This window comes from Asticcacaulis excentricus CB 48 (genome assembly GCF_000175215.2).
In the GTDB taxonomy this organism is placed as follows: domain Bacteria; phylum Pseudomonadota; class Alphaproteobacteria; order Caulobacterales; family Caulobacteraceae; genus Asticcacaulis; species Asticcacaulis excentricus.
Window position 1 is genome coordinate 900,598 of the sequence record NC_014816.1, and the last position, 19,649, is coordinate 920,246.

A 19,649-nucleotide genomic window follows, 5' to 3' on the forward strand; every position below is an offset into this window, starting at 1 on the left:
ATTAATTGGACGTCTGAGATGAAACTAACGATGTTAGGGTCAAGAGGGCGGGGCGCGTCCGACACGGGTGTCGGAAAGGGCGGTCGTTTCTCATCTGTTTTTAGGGGCGTCAGGGGCGGAAACCATTCGTTCGCCTTCGCGCAGCCTGGGGAACCTTTTTTATGTCTTTGGCTCTATCTACGCTTATCTATGAATGGCGGCGCTATATGGCCGCGGTCATAGCGCTGGCCGTGGCGGGTCTGCTGGTGTTGTCGCTGGTCGGCATGTTTATGGGGATCGGTAAGAACTTTACCGCTACCATCGACCGCTCTCCAGCTGACCTCATGGTGCTGCCGCCCGATTCGCAAGGCTTTGGCTCAAGCCAGCCGCGCCGCAATATCCCGACCCTCTATCAGCACCCCGAAGTGGTAGAGGTCATGCCCTATACCCAGCGCTGGGCCATGTGGGCGAACTTTCCGTCGCCAGGGCAATCGGCCAAGCGCGACGGCGTTCAGGTGATCATCGTCGATCCCATCGAAGGGGCGGTGACCCTGCCGACCGACTTTCCCGAAGACGTCATTTTGGCGCTTCAGGAGCCCTATTCGGTAGTGGTCGATGCCACCTCTCTCGCCAAGCTAGGCGTCAAGGTCGGCGACAAGGCGCAGATGAACGGCCGCACCGTCAATGTGCGCGCCACCATCTCCAACTATCCCAGCCTGTTCAACTCGATGGTGTTCATGTCGCGTCAGACGGCCAAGCTGTTGAGGCTATATGACGAAGGGCCGCGCGTCGGTTCTCTTCTGGTCAAGCTGCGTGATCCGTCGCGCGCCGCTATTGTCGCTCAGGACCTGAATAATATGAGCAACAAGCAGTTCCGCGCCTGGACCCGTGAGGACCTCGCCCGTGAAAATCAGGCGGAAATGTTCAAGGAATCCTTCATCGTCATCATGTTGGGCTTCATGCTGATTGTCGGTGTCTTCATTGGGGTGGTTATCACTTGGCAGACGCTTCAGGGGGCCATTCTGGCCAATATCAAGGAGTTCGCATCGCTGCGGGCGCTGGGCGTGTCGATGGGTAATCTCAACCTGATTATTATGGAGCTGAGCTTCTGGGTCGGTGTGGCCGGCCTGATGATGACGGGGATCTTGCTGGTGGGCGTCACCGCACTGGCCAATGCTGTGGGCCTGACCATGTTCTATCCCCTGTGGTCGATTATCACTATCGCCATCATGTTGCTGACGATCGCCGTCATTTCCGGCCTTCTGTCGCTTGGCGTGCTCAAAAAGAGCCAACCTGCGGATCTGCTGCGATGACCGGAAAACTTGCTATAGAAGCCCAGGGGCTGTCCAAGAGCTATAAGATCGGCAAGATCAAGCAGCCGGTACTCAAGGGCGTCAACTTCACCGCCTATCATGGTCAGGTGACCATGGTCATGGGGCCTTCGGGTTCAGGTAAATCGACACTGATCGCCGCTCTGTCCGGGCTGATGAAGCCCGATGAGGGCGAGGTGGTCGCTCTGGGGGAAAGTCTGTGGAAAAAGAAAAAGGCCAAGATCGACAAGTTCCGGCTCGACCATTGCGGCTTCATCTTTCAGGGCTTCAACCTCTTCCCGGCGCTCAATGCCACTCAGCAGGTCGAGCAGGTGCTCAAATACTGCAAGGTTAAGAAGTCCGAAGCGCGCAGCCGTGCGGTTCAGGCCCTGACCGAAGTGGGGCTAGACAAGCGCCTGAAGCAGACGCCGTCGGCCCTGTCAGGAGGGGAAAAGCAGCGCGTGGCCATCGCGCGGGCCCTGTCCAAGAACCCGCAGCTTCTGTTTGCCGACGAACCGACCTCGGCGCTGGACTCCGTGTCCGGGCAGGTGGTCATCAAGCTCCTCCACCGCGCGGCCAAGGAGCACGGAGCGGCGGTGATCGTTGTGACCCACGACCCGCGCCTCGAAGCCTATGCCGACCGCATCATCCATATGGAAGACGGCGAAATCCTCAGCGACACCTTCGTCAACAGGCCTGAAGACGTCCCGCCTACCGCCCCCCACGCCTGATCAGAGAACGACACACCATGCGCACCTCTTACACCCCTAACCCCGCCCGTAAACGCCCGTCAAAGGCGCTCCTCCTCCTGCTGGCCGCGCCGCTGGTCCTATGCCTGGGCGCCTGTAACCCGCCCGCGCCGGGTGGCAAGGACGCGAAGAAGGGCGAAGCCGCCGCGGCTAAGCCTATCGTTTCGCCCTATGCCGCCATCGCCAATGGCAAGGCCGATGTCGAAGGTGGTGTCATCGAAATAGCCGCCCGCCGCGCCGGGGTCGTACACGAAGTGCTGGTGCAGGAAGGCGACGACGTGAAGAAGGGCCAGGTGCTCGCCCGTCAGGAGGCCGACACGGCTCAACTGGCTGTGCAGCGCGCCCGAGCAAATGTGGTTGAGGCTCAGGCCTCCATGCGCCTGACAGAGGTCAATCTTGATACGGCCAAGCGCGAGTATGCCCGCTATCAGAAGTTGGCGGCGACCAATTTCGTCGCGGGTCAGAAGCTGGACGCGCAGGCGGACCTGATCCGTGAGGCTGAGGCGCGCCTGGCGGCGCAGCAGGCGTCGGTGCAGACGGCGCAGGCCGCGCTGGCGCAGGCTAATTTCGACTTGGAGCAGACGTATGTGCGCGCCCCGATGGATGGCCGTATCATCCGTCGCTTTGCCAATCCGGGTTCGGGCACCTCGACCCTGAACGTTTCGACCATGTTCCAGCTGGTCCCGGCGGCGGCAGAGCGTATTGTGCGCTCGGAAATTGTCGAAAGCTCTATCCCGGACGTCAAGCCGGGGCAGGAGGTCGAAATCATCCCAGAAACCGATCAGACTAAGGTCTATGTCGGCACGGTGAAGCGTATGGCCGCCACCTTTGGTTCGCGTAAGCTCCTGTCCGACAGCGGTAACGAAGCTTCCGATGAGCGCGTCGTCGAAGTGGTGGTCACTGCGGACAATGCGCCGCTGCTTATCGGTCAGCGCGTGCTGGTCAAGTTCATGAAGCCGGGCGAAAAGGCGGGCATCAAGCGCACGCCGCCCGCGCCAGCGGCGCCTGAAAAGAAGTAAGGCTGAAAGAAGCGCAAGGTTTTAAACATGAAGAAGACCACAACCCTGGCCCATACGTGCCGGGGTTGTGCTTTCTAACGGGTCTGAAATCAGCGCGCCTGCGCATTTGGCTAAGGCTGTCTTTACCCAATATGTTAACCTGCGTGCGTTATCTGGTGGGATAAAGAATGAGCCCGCCGGATGAGCGTAAGCGTTACCCCCCTTGCCCCCAAGCCCAGAGCCGGGGGCGCCAGTCTCGATGTTCTGCGCTTTCTGGCGGCGGGCTTTATACTGCTGTTCCATTTCAGTGAGTCGGCCCCGCGCCCGTTGAGTGATCTGATCCCCGTCCTGCGGCAGGGCTGGCTAGCCACCGATTTCTTCCTCATGCTCTCGGGTTTTATCCTGATGCGCGCCTACGGGCCGGCACTGGCGCAACAGCGCTTCAGCCCGGTGAGCTTCGTCATCCGCCGAGTCCTGCGCCTGTGGCCGTCGCACATTGTGGCGCTCCTGCTGATGTTGCTGGTCGTCGGGCTGGCGACCCTACAGGGTCATCCGCCCGGCCACCCCGAAAAGTACACAGTCTGGGCCTTCTGGGAGCAACTGATCCTCGTGCACGGCTGGGGCCTCAGCGATACACCGGGCTGGAACGTGCCGACTTGGACCCTGTCGGCGCTGGTCGTCTGCTATGCCGTCTTCAGTCTTTGCGCCGGTTTTGTGTTTCGCTGGCGGCGCAGTGCCCTAATCACAGCACTGGTCGTGGTGCTGGCTCTCGCGCTTGCGGTTGCAGCCATAATCGGCCATCCTTTTGTCGATCTGCCGTTCCGTTTTGGCTTGGTACGCGCCTTGCCGTTGTTTTTTATCGGCGCGCTGATGGAGCGCCTCACGACCGGGCTTGCCGTATCCGACCGCGTCTATGCGGTTGGCATGACCCTAAGCGGCCTTATCGTTGTGGGTCTGGCCAGCTTGCCGCGGCATACCCTGTCCGACCTCATTATTCTAGGGACGCTTGCGGCAGCTTTGGTCCTGTCGGCGGGCATAAGTCTTCCCGAAACCCTCTTGACCCGGAGACTGGGGCGCAGCGCCTACGCGCTGTTTCTTATCCATTCGGTCGTAGGGGGCATAGCCCTGGGGCTTGACGGGATGCTGGTGCACCGCTTTGCACTACCCGAGCCGCTGCACTGGCTGAGCTGGTGCATGTGTGTGGCGGCGGCGATCGCGTCGGCCTTCGTGTTCGAGGCGTGGGTCGATCGTCCGTTGAGCCGGTGGGTGACGGCGCGCCTGACCGGTGGCGTTAAGGCTGAAGCTTAAACCGCGTCCAGCCCGATATCAAACACCGGGGCGGAGTGGGTGAGGGCCCCGACGCTGATCACGTCCACGCCGGTTTCGGCAATGGCGCGCACCGTGTCGAGATTGACGCCTCCGGAGGCTTCGAGAAGGGTCGCACCCTTAACCAGCGCCACGGCCTCCCGCAGTTCCTCCAGATTGAAGTTATCAAGCATCACCACGTCTGGCCTGAATGGCAGGGCCTGTTTGAGCTGGGCCAGCGAATCGACCTCGACCTCAATCTTCATGGTGTGACCGGCCGAGGCCTTCGCCAATTCCAGCGCCTTTTCGACGCCGCCGCAGATGGCGATATGGTTGTCCTTGATCAGGATGGCGTCATCCAGGCCGTAGCGGTGGTTGTGGCCCCCGCCGCACTTGACGGCATGTTTTTGAAGGCCTCGCAGCAGAGGCAGGGTCTTGCGCGTGCAGGCGATGCGCGTCGGCAGGTCTTCGACCAGCCGCACATAGGTGTGCGTCAGCGTTGCCACGCCTGAAAGGTGCGACAACAGGTTTAGTGCCACGCGCTCGGCCGCCAGAATGGCGCGCGCATTGCCTTCGACGCGGGCGATCACGTCGCCGGCCACCACTTGGGCGGCGTCGGGCTTGACGACCTCAAATCGGATATGCGGGTCCATCAGGCTCATGGCCAGTCGTGCGCAGTCGATGCCGGAAAGGATACCCGCTTCGCGGGCCTTGAACTGCGCCTTGAAGCGGGCGCGCGGCAGGATGACGGCGTCGGCGGTGACGTCACCGGCCAGCCCCAGATCCTCGCGCAGGGCGTCGCGGACCACGGGCTCGATAAGCAGGTCAGGCAGTCCGGTGATATACATCTTAAGCCACTTCCTTTTGCGTTTGCCTTTGTGTTAGGCCACCCTCTGTCAAACGGACGAAGGTGCGTTGACCCTCAGTCGCCGTCTTGGGGTAGTCCTGACGATAATGAGAACCGCGACTCTCCCGCCTTTGCAAGGCGCATTGCGCGATCAGGCGCGCAGCGACCAGAGGTAACGCACCTTTGAACGCTGCCTCCAGCCCCGTGAGCGTTTCGAGCAGGGTTGTGAGGCCCGTTGCGTCGCGGATGACGCCAGCGTGCGCCTGCATGGCGGCGCGCAGGGTGTACAGTGCTTCAGGCGTCAGGCGAGGCGCGGGCAGTGGGCGAAGCGCTCCCTGTGTGTCCGGCGCAAACGCGCCGCGCGCCGCGACCTCGGCGGCCTTGCGACCGACGCGCTCCCCGAAGGCGGCGGCCTCCAGCAAGCTGTTGGACGCCAGACGGTTGGCCCCATGTACCCCGGTCGAGGCGCATTCACCGACGGCAAACAGGTTCGTCAGGCTGGTCTGGCCGTCTATATCAGTACGGATGCCGCCCATGTGATAGTGCGCCGCCGGGGCGACCGGGATGGACGCCGTGCGTGGGTCAATGCCCGCTGCTAGGCACGAAGCGAAAACGGTCGGAAATTCCTGCGGGAAGTGCTCGCCTAACGCTTCGCGGCAATCAAGGAAGGCCCCGCCCAGAGTCGTATTGGCGCGGTGCACGGCGCGGGCCACAATATCGCGCGGGGCCAGCTCGCCGTCCGGGTGATCGTCAAAGGCAAAGCGATAGCCGTCCGTCGTGATCAGGGTCGCGCCTTCTCCGCGAAGGGCTTCGGTGGCCAGAGGAGCGGGGTCGGCCCCGACATTGATGGCCGTGGGGTGAAACTGCACGAATTCCGGATCGGCGATTTCGGCTCCGGCAAGGGCGGCCATCGCCATGCCTTCGCCGCGCAGATTGGCCGGGTTGGTGGTCACGGCAAACAATCCGCCCGACCCGCCTGACGCCAGCACTACGACAGGGGCGAAGACCTCGCTCGTGCGACCGCCGCGTTCGACCACGGCACCAATCACTGTCTGAGCGTCGGATTTGATCAGGCCGGTGGCGACCGCGCCTTCCCAGATGTCGATATGCGGCGCGGCTTTGGCAGCGGCCACCACGGCCTCGAGAATCTTCTTGCCGGCCAGATCGCCGCCGACGCGCGCCACGCGGGCGAGGCCGTGCGCGGCTTCGCGGTTGAGCACGAACGAGCCGTCGGCGTGGTGATCGAAGGGCGCGCCGATGGCGTTCAGGCGGCGCACCACGTCCGGGCCCATACCGGTCAGGGCGTAGGTGGCGGCGGGGTCATTGATGCCCGCCCCGGCGATCAGCGTGTCGTGCGCGTGCGCTTCGGGGGAGTCCTGCGGGGACAAGGCCGCAGCGATACCACCTTGCGCCCAGGCCGAAGAACAGGCGGCGCCCAGCTCGACCGGGGCCAGCACCAGCGTCGGCTGCGGTGCGGCATTTAGCGCGACCGATAGCCCGGCCAGCCCTGCACCGATGATCAGCGGACCGTTATGGATATAAATGTCGTTGGCCATGCTGGCCTCCCGAATATGGTCATCCAAGATTTAGCTTTTGTAGGCGAGTGTCAGGTTTGTGTTCTTGCCGTTGCCGGCGCTAAGTACCTTATCGCCCGGTTTCATTTCCATTTTCATGGCTGTTCGACAGGCCGCAATGTGTGTGTAGGCGTGAGAATTTCCCAAAACACATGCATGGGTGCCTTCCGCACTGAGTTCAAAGGTCTCAACGTTTTGATCAGCCGCTTTAAGCCGAATGCGTTGAATATATTCACGGAACTGTTGAACCGTAGGCATAACGGTCTCCACTTACCCCTTCTGCCTTGACGGAGAGGGTTCTGGGCTATCCTAACTTATCAACTCGACATCAACATGGTGGCGGGCCTTGATCATGTCGTAGCGGGCCGGGGTGGCGGTGGGCGGCATGTCGATCATGCGCTGTACCGACAGGCGTGCCTTGTCGATAATGGCCGCGTCCACCGTTACTTCGTGCGTCATCGTCAGCAGCGAGGCATAGATGCCTTCCAGCGTGATGCGCTTCATGTGCGGACACAGATTGCACGGCCGCAGGAACTCAACGCCGTCGCCCGCATCGGCGGTGACATTATCGGCCATCGAACATTCGGTGATCAGTACAACCTGCTTCGGCTTGTTCTGCGTGACATAGTCGGCCATAGCCGTGGTCGAGCCGGTGAAATCACAGGCGGCGATGACGTCCGGCGGACATTCCGGGTGGCCCAGCACCACTGCGTTGGGGTGAGCGGCGCGCACATCGGCAATGTCCTGCGCATTGAAGCGTTCGTGAACTTCGCACGCGCCCCTGTAGGCGATGATGCCGATATGGGTTTGACGTGCCACATTGCGGGCCAGGAATTCATCGGGGACCAGAATGACGCGGTCCACGCCCCATTCCTTCGCTGCCCATTCGACCACCTGCACCGCATTGGCCGAGGTGCAGCAGATGTCGGTTTCCGCCTTCACATCGGCGGTGGTGTTGACATAGGAGACCACCGGCAGGCCGGGGTAGCGCTGCTTGATCAGGCGCAACTGTTCACCCGTCAGGCTGGAGGCCAGAGAACAGCCGGCGCGCAGGTCGGGGATCAGAACAGTCTTTTCCGGGGCAAGAATCTTCGAGGTTTCGGCCATGAAGTGCACGCCGCCCTGCACGATGATTTTCGCGTCGGACTTTGCAGCTTCGCGCGCGAGACCGAGCGAGTCGCCCACATAGTCGCCGACGCCGTGGAAGATGTCAGGTGTCATATAGTTGTGCGCCAGAACGACGGCGTTCTTCTCGCGCTTGAGACGGTTGATGGCCGCGATCAGCGGGGCCTGAATCTGCCATTCGATTGCCGACACCTTGCCCTTAAGCCGCGCATAAATTTCTGAGGTTTCCGCCTCGATGTCGGGCGTAAAGGCCAGGGCGCCAAGGGCTTCGTCCACGATCGGGTTTTTGCTATGCAGCATTTTATTCGTCTCCTCGCGCCGCCGGACCGCTCCGGTGACACTTATGCTCAATTTCAGCATAAGTGGCATTAAAATACGCCTTTGGCCGCTCATTGCAAGGCCACCACGTAAAAAAAGCATCACATATTGTATCTTCAAGCAAGGGGCGGAATGCTGCGAGAGGTCTTCCGCGTCATCACCGGGCCCTGAAATCACGGTGTCCCTGAGCGATGCGCTTTCACAAAATCCGTGAAAACTGGAATTGTCGGTTAAGGGTCATTGAAACTTTATAAGGCGGTGCGCATATCGCTTAGGACGTATTTTTAAAAGGGTAAGCATTATGCCGAAAGCCACTGAAACGCCTGACACCCCCGTCTGCCTCGAACTGTCGAAGGTGCTGGCCGACAGCTATAATCTCTATCTGAAGACGCACGGCTATCACTGGAATGTGCGTGGGCCCCAGTTCAACAGCCTGCACGCCATGTTCATGTCCCAGTACACCGAGATGTGGACGGCGCTGGATGAAATCGCCGAGCGCATCCGCGCCTTGGGCGAACTGGCCCCGATGTCGGGCGCGGCCTTTGGCAATCTTTCCTCGATCAAGGAGGGCGATGCCACCAAATCGGCCAATGAGATGCTGAGAGAACTGGCCGACGGGCACAAAACCCTGATCGCTACGCTGAAAAACGCGCTTAAGGTGGCCGAAGAGGCCAGCGATGACCCCACGGTGGACCTACTGACTGTGCGGCTCGGCAGCCACGAAAAGCACCTCTGGATGATTTCGGCGACGCTGGAGGACTAGCGGGGGAACGGTCCTTGCACCCGTAAATGGGCGCAGAAGGTTACGTTCGTGCGAAAGAAATATCCCGTGCGCTCGATTTGACAGGTTCAGATCGGGCGCATTTTTGTTATGGGGTGCTATGCTGTTTATTACGCCCAAAATCTCCGTCGATGAGGCCGAACTGAGCGAGAGCTTTGTGCGCTCGTCCGGTGCGGGCGGGCAAAATGTCAACAAGGTCTCGACCGCCGTTGAGCTTCGCTTTTCGATCTGGGAAAACCAGACAATTCCCTATGAGGTCAAGCAGCGTCTGATCGTGCTGGGCGGGCGACGCGTAACGCAGGACGGTGTACTGGTTCTGTTCGTCCAGACCCACCGCACGCAAGACATGAACCGCAAAGCGGCGCGCGAACGCTTTGTCGAACTCCTGCAACGCGCGGCTGCCCCGCCACCGCCGCCGCGCATCAAGACCAAGCCGACGCAGGGAGCGGTGCGCCGTCGTCTGGTGGCCAAATCCATCCGGTCAGGCATCAAGTCCGGCCGCCAGAAACCTTTAGGCGAAGATGAAGACTGAGATCCGACCGGCCACCGCCGCCGATGCCGACGCCATTCTGGCACTTTATCGTGACGTCGCACGCCTCAGTGGCGGGTTAGCGCGGACCGAAGCCGAGATCACTGCGGACTATATTACCGGCAACTTGACGGCGGCCCTCATGCGTGGGGTGTGTCTGATCGCCGAGAATGATGGACGCTGCGTTGGGGAAATCCACGCCTACGCGCCGATGCCGAAGCAGTTTGCCCACGTCCTCAGCGACCTGACGGTGGCCGTTACGCCCGCAGCGCAGGGGCAGGGGATCGGGCGTCGCCTGTTCGAGGCGTTGATTGCCCATAGCTGTCAGAAAACGCATATCCGTCGCATTGAGCTTCTGTGCCGCGAAGGTAATGAGCGCGGTATTGCCCTCTATGAAAGTCTGGGCTTTGTGCGGGAAGGGCGGCTTATAGGGCGTGTCCACTTACCTGATGGCACGCTCGAAGATGATCTGTTTTTCGGGCTTATTCTGTAAGTGCTTTGCGTATCCTGAACCAGCCGAAGCACAGGGCGGCGACCACAAGGCACAGGGCGGCAAAGCGGAGTTCAACGCCGGTGGCAATGCCGATCAGGCGGGCACCTGTGCCAATGGCGCAGGACAGGGCGCATAAGCCCCAGACCTTCAGCGCGAGACGCCCATGATCCGGGTCACGGTGGATAAGCCATTGCTGATAAAGGTGGTCCTTATGCGCTTCAAATAGGTTACGGTGACGCTGCGCGCGCCAGAGGAGGGTCAGCAGCACATCGACCAGCAGCGGGGTCAGCAGGAAGCCGCCCAGCCAGATCGAGGCGATCTCATGCCGGCTGAGGACGAGCGCTCCGCCGGTGACCAGCGCCCCGCCGAACAGCGACCCTGCGTCGCCCTGAAACACGCGGTTAAGCGGCAGGTTGAACGGCAAAAGGCCGGCAAAGGCCCCGCCGGTGGCTAAAAACACCAGCAGCACACCGCCCAGCATCGAGGCGGGCTGGGAGCCAAACGCCAGCACGAACCCGGCATAGATTAAAAGGCAAACAGACTGTGTCCCGATGGCCAGTCCGTTCGACCCGTCCATGAAATTGATGGCATTGAGCCCCAGCACCAGCCATGCGGTTGCGGCGAGAACGCCCAGCGGTAACGGGACGGCCAGTGTCAGGCCGGGAGCCAGAATAAGCTGGTGCACTGGATAGAGGCTAGAAAACCCCGCGCATAGGATGATCTGAAACAGCAGGCGCGCCTTAGCGGGCAGGTCCAGCACGTCGTCAATCGCTCCGGACAGCCCGGCCAGAGCCGCAAAGCCGAACAGCCATAGGCCGGTCTGCGGCACATGGACGGATAGCTGCAAAACTCCAAAAGCGATCGCCAGCCCGCTGGCGGCGATGACGGCGAGCCCGCCGCTGGTCGGTGTCGGTGCCTTGTGAGCGCCGCGTTCGCGCGGAATGTCGACGGGCCCGCCGCGGATGGCCAGTTGAGCCAACAGCGCCGCCAGCACGGCGGCGATGGCGACCACGGACAGACAGCTGAGAGGGGATAGAAGCCACATATTTAAGCCCCTCTCCCTTGTGGAAGAGGGTGGCCCGCGGCGACGGGTGAAGGGGGGAAGGCGGCCGTTTGGAACAAGTCTCTCGATTACCCCCTCACCCCAACCCTCTCCCTCGAGGGAGAGGGGGCTTGGGAGTGACCCCTTACTTCAGCGAAGCGCAAAAGCGCTGGATACGCTCGCAGGCCTCCGTCAGCACGGCTTCCGACGTCGCATAGGAAATACGGAAGAAAGGTGACAGGCCGAAGGCTGCACCGTGCACCACGGCCACGGTTTCCTGTTGCAGCAGTTCCGAAGCGAAATCCTCGTCGGTCTGAATGACCTTGCCCGACGGGGCGGTCTTGCCGATCAAACCTTCAATGGACGGATAGACGTAGAATGCGCCTTCCGGGGTCGGGCAGTGGATGCCTTCGCAAGCGTTGAGACCTGCGACGACCAGATCGCGGCGCTTCTGGAACACGGCGGCGCGCTCCGGGATGAAGTCCTGCGGCCCGTTGAGTGCTTCGACGGCGGCCCACTGCGCTATCGAGCAGGGGTTGGAGGTCGATTGCGAGATGATCTTCGACATGGCCTTGATCAGCGGCTCAGGCCCGGCCGCGTATCCGATGCGCCAGCCGGTCATTGAATAGGCCTTCGACACGCCGTTCATGGTCAAGGTGCGCTCATAAAGCTCCGGGCAGACCTGCGCGATGGTGGTGTATTTGAAGCCGTCGAAGGTCAGGTGCTCGTACATGTCGTCTGTCAGGATCCACACCTGCGGATGACGCTTCAGCACCTCGCCCAACGCCTTCAGCTCGGCTTCGGTATAGGCAGCACCCGACGGGTTGGACGGCGAGTTGAGGATCAGCCACTTGGTCTTGGGAGTAATGGCGGCTTCCAGCGTTTCGGGCTTCAGCTTGAAGCCAGTGGACATTTCACCGACGGCGAACACCGGCGTTCCGCCGGCCAGCAGCACCATGTCCGGATAGGACACCCAGTAGGGGGCCGGGATGATCACTTCATCACCGACATTTACCGATGCCATCAAGGCGTTATAGATGACCGGCTTGCCACCCGGCGACACCGACACCTGAGATGTCTTGTACTCCAGGCCGTTTTCGCGCTTGAACTTTTCGACGATGGCCGCTTTCAGCTCCGGGATACCATCGACGTCGGTATAGCGGGTTTCGCCGCGCTTGATCGCCTTGATGGCGGCGTCGCAGATATTTTCCGGCGTATCGAAGTCCGGTTCACCGGCACCCAGCGAGATGACTTTCTTGCCCTGACGGGCCAGTTCGCGCGCCTTGGCGGTCACGGCGAGGGTGGGGGAGGGCTTAACGCGCTTCAGCGTATCGGATTCGACGAAGGTCATGGATGTCGCCTCTTAAGTATCTGGCTTTATGGGCGGTGGAGGTTCGCCCCTCTTTTGCGCGAAGGGCGGCGTTTGTCCAGCACTGTTGCAGGATTGTGAGACATTTTCGCAAAGGCGTGGCGCAGAGGTCGAAAAGATGGTTTCGTGCGGAACGAATAGCGGCGCGGGATGAGGATGACAGGGGGGGATGAAGCGGGTAGGAAGAAGTCTGGTAGGGATGATGAACGCTTCATCACACATCGCAATGGGAGGATGATATGCGTTGCCAGGTTTTGGCCGTTTCCTTTATGCTGTGTGTCTCTCTGTCCGGTTGCGCCTCGGTGCCCGTGGCCAGTCATTCGGGCGGCATATCGATGCTGCGCGACGCTCTGAACATTCCCTTGGCTGAACTGGAGACCAAGGCTACCAGCGGCGACGCCCGCGCGCAGTTTTCCACCTCTCTGGTCTATCAGTTCGGGCTAAAGGGTACGCCCGCCGACCCTTTAAAGGCCACGACGTACCGTCGCCAGGCCCTGAGCGCCAAAGGCTATACGCCCATCACGCAATATATAGCCGGGCTCAATGGCAATCCGGGCCGCACAGCCATCATCAATGTGCCGCGCTATGAGGTAACCGCAGGCGAGGCCAGAGCCGCCTATGTCTGCGCCCAGGCGGTGGCGGGTCGCGTTGCACCGGTGGTTGGCGCGGCCGCCTGCGGGACAACGGAGGTTTATGCCGAGTTCGTGTCGGAGTGGTCTGGTGAGAAGAGCAGATGGCCCGTCGTCTAGAGTTGGGTCAGCCCGGTATATTTCTGCGCAATACGCGCTTTGTGGTCGGGCTGGGGCTGAGTGTGGGTCTCCTGATCGGTCTGATTTCGCTTTGGCCGCACTGGCCTGGTGATATGATCGTGCCCTTCCGGTTGCAGCTGGTGGCGCTTGCCGTCGCAGGATTGCTCATCAGCCTGTGTCTGGCGCGTCGGGCCTTGATTGGTTTTGCCGCTGTGGTGCTAATGCTCCACGCAACCCCTCTCGCCCTGCGGCTCATGCAGCGGCCGGTCCTGCCCGCGGCGAGTGATGCCGGACGGCCGCTCAGCCTTGTTTTCAGCAATGTACTGGCTGATAATCGCGACTATGGCCGAGTGATTGCGCTGGCCGAAGGTGAAGATGCCGATCTGTTTGCCGCCGCCGAAACCTCTCCGGCTTGGATCGAGCGGCTGAAGGCACTGAGCGCGACCTATCCCTATAGCTATGCCCCGGAGGCGGGGGTTTTCGGCGTGGCGCTATATGCCAGGCAACCCTTCACGCCGACGCTTTATCGCCTCGGCCGGTACAATATGTCGCTGCTGCGTGCCGATTTCGGTGACTATGTGGTTTATGTTGCCCACCCAATGCCGCCCGCCAATGCCCTTCTGAGCGAAGACAACCACCAGTATATTGCGCATCTGGCCCGCCGGGTTGCTGCAGAGACAAAACCGGTTATCGTCACGGGCGATCTCAATGCCACCCTGTGGTCCGGCAGCATGGAGCCGCTCATGCGTGCCAGAATGAGCTGGCCGGCAGGATCGGGTCTGCGCCACACATGGCCGACGGGCCGCGCGCTTCTGGGCATACAGATCGACCACGTGCTGACAAAGGGCTTGCCGGCCGGTCGGCTGACAGTTTTACGCCATGTCGGCTCTGATCATCTGCCGGTCAGGGCCGATCTGGTTTTGCCAGAGTGACAAAGTGGCATCTTCATAATTAGAGCGTATTTCGTTCAGATTGAGCGAAATACGCTCTAAACCCAGTTCACCCGTTCAGGCGACCGGTTGAAAAGCCTGTTGTGGCTTTGCAGGTGAAGCCAGCCGCTCGACTAGTGCCTCCAGACGCAGCGGGCGGGAGAAGAGGTAGCCCTGCATGGCGTGCACGCTGGCGGCCTTGAGGTGCTGATGCAGGGTCACGGTTTCGACCCGTTCGGCGACCGCCTGTATCCTGAAGACGGGGCTGATGCCTGGAAGAAGGTGGGCCGCACCACCAATGACATCGTGCGGCTCGATCTCGACATACCGCGTATGGATGGTTTTGAGCTTCTGGGCCTGATGCGCGCCGATGCGACACACCGCCACGTGCCGGCGGTGGTGGCCACCGGGCGCGAAGACATGCTAGCCCTGGGCAAGGCTTTTGCCAATGGTGCGACGTCGTTTGTCATCAAGCCGCTGAACTGGCGGCTGGTGTCGCATCAGCTGTCCTACGTGCTCAAGAGCGCGCACGAGGAGGCGGTGGCGCGTCAGACCCTTCGCACGCGTCAGGAGGACAATCGTCTCAGGGATGAGGCGGTGACGCTGGCGCTTTCAAAGCTGGAAAAGTCGAGCCGCGCCCTGAAGTTCATGCTGGCGCAGTCCGAAGGGGTCGAGCTGGCCGACGCGCAAACCACGGCTTAACCTATGATGCAACTGTGCGAAACCCTGACTCTGGCGGCCAGAGCCAGCTGACCCTGACCGCGGCTTCGCAGGGGTGAAGCCTCAAGGATTCACAAACTCTCCGGTCTTGCCACTTTTGGCGGCCTCTTCGGCTAGAACCACATCCTTGTGATCCACCACCCCGTCCTTGTTGCGATCGTGCAAATCGAACATGCGCAGACCCGAAGCGAGGTGTTCCGCCTGACTGATCGCGCCGTTTTTGTCGGCGTCAAGGACGCCGAAACGCACCTTGGCCTGACGCATCTGGCGTTGCTGTTCCTCCAGACGCTTTTCGGGGTCGCCGATGCGGCTCAGTCTGGCCATCAGGCGGCCTTCGTACTCGCCGATGTATTCGGCCTCGCTCAGGATGCCGTCTTCATTGAAGTCTGCCTTGCGAATTTCGATGGCGCGACCAGCCTTGAACTCTTCCTGCGACACCTTGCCGTCGCCATTGAGGTCCTGTTCCTCGACAAAGACTGAGGTGGAGTGTGAGGCGGCCAGTGCCGGGGCCGAGATAGCGACTAGGGCCGCTATGAAAAGGGAGGTTTTCATCTGGGTATCCTTATAGAACAGGTTATTGGGGGAGAACTTCGAGAGTGAGGGTGGCGGTGTGGCTGAGCCACAGGTTCGCCCGACCTTCGGCGGGGCGGCGCATGCGCACCTGAAGGAGGTAGAGGCCGGCGGTCTTCGGCGTGAAGGTGACTTCGCCCGCATCGTTGGTGCGTAGCGTCTTTTCGCCAACCCTAGGCATGGCGTAGGTCTGGCCGTCGGTGATGATGGTCACGTCTTGACCCGGCAGACCCTTGCCGTTTTCACGCACGCGCACGGTGAAGGGTTCGCCCGCATAGGCGTCATAAGGCGCAGTTACGGGGAAGAGTTCTACGCCGTCGCTGCGGAAATCCGGACGGCTAGGGCGGCCATGCGTCACATAGACATCGGCGCGGGTCAGGCTTTGCACGTCGATCACGGTTTCACCGGATCGGGCCGCATTAGGGCCTTCGAGAAAGTGCACCTCACCGTCGCGGATGACGCCCCTAGCTACGCGGCCTTTACGCACGCCGGACGAGATCAGATAGGTGCCTTCAGCCTTCAGCGGCGCTTCGAGGAATACCGCATCCTTCAGCGTCGCCGCCGCGGGCAGGGGGGTATCCGTTCCGTCCGGGGCGATGATGTGGAAGGCGTCCGACTTCATGGCGACGTCAGGACGCAGATCGCCGTCAGAGAAGGCGGCTTCGACCGTTATGTGGTCGCGCGTTGCCGGGACCGTAAAGGCCGCAGGCTTGAGATAGGGTGAATGCGCCAGTGCGGGAGCGGTCAATAAACCAAAGAAAAGCAACGGCGTAATGCCGATAAAGCGATAGGCGGTCATCTCGTATGATCCCATAAATGAGCCCTGTGGCTCGAAAGACATTAATCCAATAATGAGAATCATTATTATTTGCAAGTGGCTTGACCCGCACCAGTTCGGGGTGTAGTTGGCGGGTTAATGAGAATTATTCGCAATTGAGGCCGTGAGGTCCATGACGAATCTCAGCGGCTTTTTTTGAAAGGAAGTATGGGGATGTCACTCAAATCATACCGTTTGTCAGCCGTCAGCGCTCTGGCGCTAAACGCCCTGGTTCTGTCTGCCGCGCCTGTGCTGGCGCAGGCGGCGGACAAGACGGGCGATGCCACCACCCAGCTGTCGCTGGGGCGCATCGTTGTCTCGGCGGGAAAGGAAAAGATCGCCACCGATACGCCGCAATCGGTGACGGTCCTCGATCAGGAAGACCTTGAAAACGCGCAGGCCGGTACAGTGGGCGAACTGCTGGAAGGCGTGGCCGGGGTTGATGCGGCTGGGGGCGTCTCATCGCTGGGGCAGGGGTTGAACATCCGCGGCATGGGCACCGCCCTTTCGGAATCGGACAGCCGCGTCGTCTTCACGGTCGATGGCGTCACAAAGTTTTTTGAGGGCTATCGCATGGGCAGCCTGTTCACCGATACCGAGCTTTACAAGCGCGTTGAAGTACTGCGCGGGCCGTCGTCCTCGACTGTTTATGGCTCCGGCGCGTTGGCCGGAACGGTCAACTTCACCACCAAGGACGCCTCGGATTTTCTAACGGGTGATGATCGTTTTGCCGTGCGTCTGAAAGGTGGCTATGACAGCAACAGCGAGGGCACGCTGATTTCGGCGACTCTGGCGGCAAAGCCTGTGCAGAACCTCGACGTGCTGCTGGTCGCCAATAAGCGCGACTTCGGCAACTACACCGATGGCAATGGAAAGATAGTCAATCCGTCGCAGGCGGCGGGCGAATCGGTTCTGCTCAAGAGCCGGTACTATATCGGCGGCGACCGCCATCATAGCGTATGGGCCTCAGCCCAGAAGTGGAGCGACGATTCCTGGCAGATCTATGATCAGCAGGCGGCCTTTACGACCAGTCAGGTGCGCCGAAAGACCGACGACACCAACTATGTGATCGGTTACGCCAACGCCTTCGACGGCAATGACTGGCTTGACCTCAGGGCGCAGATCGCCTTCGATGAATCGAAGACCGATCAGAGCGACAACCAGTTTTCGCCCACCGCGCTCGGTTTTACGTCGCAGTACAGCTACAAGACCGTGCAGGCGAAGATGGAGAATATCTCGACCTTTACCACCGGTCCCGTCGAGCACTTTCTGACCGTCGGTGTGCAGACCTATCATCAGGAGCGCCGCAACCCGCGTTATAGTGCGACGGGCAGTCTGACCAACGGCGCGACCACCCACCCCGAAGGTGATATGAACCGCGTCAGCCTGTATATGCAGGACGAAATCCTGATCGGTGAGAAGCTGACCCTCATACCGGGGATCCGCTATGACAAGTCGAAGCTGAAGCCCGGTGCAGGTACTTATGTAGTGGGCACGACCGGCGTGCCGTCTTCGGTCGAATTGGACGCCACCTCGCCTAAACTGGCGGTGCTTTATGCTGTGACGAATGAGGTCAAACTGTTTGGTTCGCTGTCGCATACAGAGCGCCTGCCGGTGCTGGACGAAATCTATACGCGCGGTGCGGCCCAGACCATCAGCCTCAATCTCAAGCCGGAAGAGTCTGAAAACCGCGAAGTGGGGGCCAGCTATTCGAAACGCGGCCTTTTCTCTAAGGGAGACGGCCTGAACCTCAAGCTGACCGTGTTCCAGAACGACATCAAAAACCTGGTCACGCGCACCTCGACCACGGCTTCGGCCTACACCAATGTCGGCGAGGCACGCTATGAAGGGGCTGAGCTTGAAGCTGAATACGCCTCGCGGCGTGTCTTCGGGCGCGCGGCGTGGTCAACTGTCAATGGCTATAATAAGCTGACGCATATCGCATTTAACACGATCCCGTCGGAACAGTTGAACCTGACGGCGGGCTGGGTCTTTCCGGAACAGGGGGTCACGCTCGGCTGGAAAGGCGATATTGCCGACAAACAGTATAGCTACAACGCCACCACCGGCGTCGTGTCTGCCACCAGCAAATCCTATACGGTGCATAATCTGTTTGCCACCTATCGCCCAGTGTCCGGCCCGCTGGCCGGGATCGAGGCACGTCTGAACTGGGACAATATCTTCGACACCTATTATCAGCCGCAACTGAGTTATCTGCCCGCTGCGGGTCAGACCTTCCGCCTGAGCCTCGCCCGGACGTTCTGAGGCCATCGGTGACGAGCCATAGTCAAAAAAGTCTGGCTTTGGGAGCCTCCGTTCTGGTGAACGGGGGCTTCCTGCTGGCCGTGGCGGGGCTGACGCCTCAGCCGTCACCCCCTCCGGTCGAAATTCCGGCGTTTGAGGTGTCACTGGAGAGGCCAGTGCGCTCCTCGGTGGAAGCAGACCCGCCAACGGCGGTGGTACAGACATCCTCCTCTGCGGATGTCAAACCTTCTGAACAGCCTGTTTACAAAGCGGTTTCGACGCCGACGCCTTCGTCTTCGTCGGCACCCGTCGCAGCCATCCCCACAGCGCAGGTGGCTCCGGCCTCGGGCCGGTCAGAGCCCGCCGCAGTGACGCCGTCTGCGCGCGCACCTGCGACTGCGGCCCCTAGCGCCCCACCTCAAGCGGTGGGGGCGTCACGGCCGAGCGCGGTGCAAGGCCAGCCCACAGCGACCTACGCCGCCCGCCTGCGCCAGCATATCGAACAATTCAAAATCTACCCACCGCAGGCCAAACGCCGTCGCGTCGAAGGTGAGGTCGTCCTCAGCTTTCAGATGGATCGCCAGGGGCGCGTTCTGATGTCGCGGATCGAGCGCGGATCAGGTTCTGCCGACATTGATCGGGCGGCACTGACTATGCTGGCAGACGCCCAACCCCTGCCGCGCCCGCCGGATACCCTGACGGGAGAGGTCTTGTCCCTTAGCTTTGCCACGCGCTTCAGCTTAAGCGATTGAAACTGAAGTATCTACGACAGTCGAAGGTAAATCTGTTTGCAGCTTGGGTGATGGCGGAGAGGGTGGGATTCGAACCCACGGTAGGCTTGCACCTACGCCGCATTTCGAGTGCGGTACATTCGACCACTCTGCCACCTCTCCGTGTATCAAGGTGTAATGAGTTCGTCCGTGGACGTCGCCCAGTGGTCGCGGGCAGGGCCGTTCTCCTACTCACAAGAGTTTCGCAACGCAAGCCCCTTTCCACAGCTATTCACATTTAATTATTGAAAACTTACGGGCCGAAGACGAGGACATAGGGCAACTGCGTCCGAAAAAAGGCATTTCATCTTATAGTGTCTTTCGGGTGTCAGTCGTCGTTAAAGACGTATTAAAGGGCACATTTTCAACCAAAATGGCATTTTAGGTGCTAGGCAAGATATGTTCCCGCAGTTATGTAGGCGTTTGTAATT

At 60.7% G+C, this 19,649-nt stretch carries 21 protein-coding genes and 1 tRNA gene; 12 read left to right on the top strand and 10 right to left on the bottom strand.

The genetic code is table 11. From position 1 onward, the window contains the following. Nucleotides 1-161 precede the first annotated feature (161 nt). The 4 genes from ASTEX_RS04215 (at nucleotide 162) to ASTEX_RS04230 (ending at nucleotide 4,344) form a co-directional block, all read left to right on the top strand. Nucleotides 162-1,292: an ABC transporter permease gene (locus tag ASTEX_RS04215; protein WP_013478370.1), complete on the top strand. Its 1,131-nt coding sequence runs from the start codon at nucleotides 162-164 to the stop codon at nucleotides 1,290-1,292. After that, nucleotides 1,289-2,020: an ABC transporter ATP-binding protein gene (locus ASTEX_RS04220; RefSeq protein ID WP_013478371.1), complete on the top strand. Its 732-nt coding sequence runs from the start codon at nucleotides 1,289-1,291 to the stop codon at nucleotides 2,018-2,020. Before ASTEX_RS04215 ends, ASTEX_RS04220 begins: the two co-directional genes overlap by 4 nt. A gap of 17 nt (nucleotides 2,021-2,037) precedes the next feature. Further along, on the top strand, nucleotides 2,038-3,057 hold the full coding sequence (locus ASTEX_RS04225) for an efflux RND transporter periplasmic adaptor subunit (RefSeq protein WP_013478372.1): 1,020 nt from the start codon (nucleotides 2,038-2,040) through the stop codon (nucleotides 3,055-3,057). 180 nt (nucleotides 3,058-3,237) lie between these two features. Continuing rightward, nucleotides 3,238-4,344: an acyltransferase family protein gene (locus ASTEX_RS04230; RefSeq protein WP_013478373.1), complete on the top strand. Its 1,107-nt coding sequence runs from the start codon at nucleotides 3,238-3,240 to the stop codon at nucleotides 4,342-4,344. Here the strand turns inward: ASTEX_RS04230 and nadC are convergent. The 4 genes from nadC to nadA are packed head-to-tail and all read right to left on the bottom strand — an operon-like array spanning nucleotide 4,341 to nucleotide 8,187. Then, complete coding sequence (gene nadC, locus ASTEX_RS04235; RefSeq protein WP_013478374.1) at nucleotides 4,341-5,189, bottom strand: carboxylating nicotinate-nucleotide diphosphorylase; 849 nt, start codon at nucleotides 5,187-5,189, stop codon at nucleotides 4,341-4,343. The genes ASTEX_RS04230 and nadC overlap by 4 nt on opposite strands. Nucleotide 5,190: 1 nt before the next feature. Beyond that, complete coding sequence (locus ASTEX_RS04240) at nucleotides 5,191-6,744, bottom strand: L-aspartate oxidase (RefSeq protein WP_013478375.1); 1,554 nt, start codon at nucleotides 6,742-6,744, stop codon at nucleotides 5,191-5,193. A gap of 30 nt (nucleotides 6,745-6,774) precedes the next feature. Further along, nucleotides 6,775-7,020: a hypothetical protein gene (locus ASTEX_RS04245; RefSeq protein WP_041658513.1), complete on the bottom strand. Its 246-nt coding sequence runs from the start codon at nucleotides 7,018-7,020 to the stop codon at nucleotides 6,775-6,777. A gap of 51 nt (nucleotides 7,021-7,071) precedes the next feature. Further along, nucleotides 7,072-8,187: a quinolinate synthase NadA gene (nadA, locus tag ASTEX_RS04250; RefSeq protein WP_013478376.1), complete on the bottom strand. Its 1,116-nt coding sequence runs from the start codon at nucleotides 8,185-8,187 to the stop codon at nucleotides 7,072-7,074. 319 nt (nucleotides 8,188-8,506) lie between these two features. Between nadA and ASTEX_RS04255 the strand changes: the two genes are divergently transcribed. The 3 genes from ASTEX_RS04255 (at nucleotide 8,507) to ASTEX_RS04265 (ending at nucleotide 10,008) form a co-directional block, all read left to right on the top strand. Beyond that, nucleotides 8,507-8,968, top strand: a complete 462-nt coding sequence (locus ASTEX_RS04255; protein WP_013478377.1) for a Dps family protein — start codon at nucleotides 8,507-8,509, stop codon at nucleotides 8,966-8,968. Nucleotides 8,969-9,086: 118 nt separating this feature from the next. Continuing rightward, nucleotides 9,087-9,518 carry an alternative ribosome rescue aminoacyl-tRNA hydrolase ArfB gene (gene arfB, locus ASTEX_RS04260; RefSeq protein WP_013478378.1) on the top strand — a complete coding sequence of 144 codons (432 nt, stop codon included), beginning with the start codon at nucleotides 9,087-9,089 and terminating at the stop codon, nucleotides 9,516-9,518. Beyond that, nucleotides 9,508-10,008 (top strand): GNAT family N-acetyltransferase, encoded by a 501-nt coding sequence (locus tag ASTEX_RS04265; protein ID WP_013478379.1) that lies wholly within the window; start codon nucleotides 9,508-9,510, stop codon nucleotides 10,006-10,008. The genes arfB and ASTEX_RS04265 overlap by 11 nt, the downstream gene beginning before the upstream one ends. Here ASTEX_RS04265 and ASTEX_RS04270 read toward each other — a convergent pair. Then, nucleotides 9,998-11,053 (bottom strand): glycosyltransferase family 4 protein, encoded by a 1,056-nt coding sequence (locus tag ASTEX_RS04270; protein WP_013478380.1) that lies wholly within the window; start codon nucleotides 11,051-11,053, stop codon nucleotides 9,998-10,000. The genes ASTEX_RS04265 and ASTEX_RS04270 overlap by 11 nt on opposite strands. A 142-nt stretch (nucleotides 11,054-11,195) precedes the next feature. Next, nucleotides 11,196-12,401, bottom strand: coding sequence for a pyridoxal phosphate-dependent aminotransferase (locus tag ASTEX_RS04275; RefSeq protein WP_013478381.1), 1,206 nt, complete (start codon nucleotides 12,399-12,401; stop codon nucleotides 11,196-11,198). A 257-nt stretch (nucleotides 12,402-12,658) separates the two neighbouring features. Here ASTEX_RS04275 and ASTEX_RS04280 point away from each other — a divergent pair, with 257 nt between their 5' ends. Both ASTEX_RS04280 and ASTEX_RS04285 read left to right on the top strand, forming a co-directional pair. Further along, nucleotides 12,659-13,168 carry a hypothetical protein gene (locus tag ASTEX_RS04280; protein WP_013478382.1) on the top strand — a complete coding sequence of 170 codons (510 nt, stop codon included), beginning with the start codon at nucleotides 12,659-12,661 and terminating at the stop codon, nucleotides 13,166-13,168. After that, nucleotides 13,153-14,100: an endonuclease/exonuclease/phosphatase family protein gene (locus ASTEX_RS04285; protein ID WP_013478383.1), complete on the top strand. Its 948-nt coding sequence runs from the start codon at nucleotides 13,153-13,155 to the stop codon at nucleotides 14,098-14,100. The genes ASTEX_RS04280 and ASTEX_RS04285 overlap by 16 nt, the downstream gene beginning before the upstream one ends. Nucleotides 14,101-14,175: 75 nt before the next feature. Here the strand turns inward: ASTEX_RS04285 and ASTEX_RS20460 are convergent, their stop codons facing one another. Continuing rightward, nucleotides 14,176-14,319 carry a hypothetical protein gene (locus ASTEX_RS20460; RefSeq protein WP_168148059.1) on the bottom strand — a complete coding sequence of 48 codons (144 nt, stop codon included), beginning with the start codon at nucleotides 14,317-14,319 and terminating at the stop codon, nucleotides 14,176-14,178. On the opposite strand from ASTEX_RS20460, the gene ASTEX_RS19200 reads away from it, so the two are divergent. Further along, on the top strand, nucleotides 14,308-14,799 hold the full coding sequence (locus ASTEX_RS19200; protein ID WP_013478384.1) for a response regulator: 492 nt from the start codon (nucleotides 14,308-14,310) through the stop codon (nucleotides 14,797-14,799). The two genes, ASTEX_RS20460 and ASTEX_RS19200, sit on opposite strands and share 12 nt — an antisense overlap. Nucleotides 14,800-14,880: 81 nt before the next feature. Here ASTEX_RS19200 and ASTEX_RS04295 read toward each other — a convergent pair whose 3' ends face one another. Next, nucleotides 14,881-15,369, bottom strand: a complete 489-nt coding sequence (locus tag ASTEX_RS04295; protein WP_013478385.1) for an EF-hand domain-containing protein — start codon at nucleotides 15,367-15,369, stop codon at nucleotides 14,881-14,883. Nucleotides 15,370-15,391: 22 nt separating this feature from the next. Then, nucleotides 15,392-16,186, bottom strand: a complete 795-nt coding sequence (locus ASTEX_RS04300; protein ID WP_144004605.1) for a DUF4198 domain-containing protein — start codon at nucleotides 16,184-16,186, stop codon at nucleotides 15,392-15,394. Nucleotides 16,187-16,378: 192 nt separating this feature from the next. On the opposite strand from ASTEX_RS04300, the gene ASTEX_RS04305 reads away from it, so the two are divergent. Both ASTEX_RS04305 and ASTEX_RS19790 read left to right on the top strand, forming a co-directional pair. After that, nucleotides 16,379-18,469 (top strand): TonB-dependent receptor domain-containing protein, encoded by a 2,091-nt coding sequence (locus ASTEX_RS04305; protein ID WP_013478387.1) that lies wholly within the window; start codon nucleotides 16,379-16,381, stop codon nucleotides 18,467-18,469. 38 nt (nucleotides 18,470-18,507) lie between these two features. Next, nucleotides 18,508-19,200 carry an energy transducer TonB gene (locus tag ASTEX_RS19790; protein ID WP_168148061.1) on the top strand — a complete coding sequence of 231 codons (693 nt, stop codon included), beginning with the start codon at nucleotides 18,508-18,510 and terminating at the stop codon, nucleotides 19,198-19,200. A 51-nt stretch (nucleotides 19,201-19,251) separates the two neighbouring features. Here ASTEX_RS19790 and ASTEX_RS04315 read toward each other — a convergent pair. Beyond that, nucleotides 19,252-19,341 (bottom strand) — tRNA-Ser (locus ASTEX_RS04315). Nucleotides 19,342-19,649 lie beyond the last annotated feature (308 nt).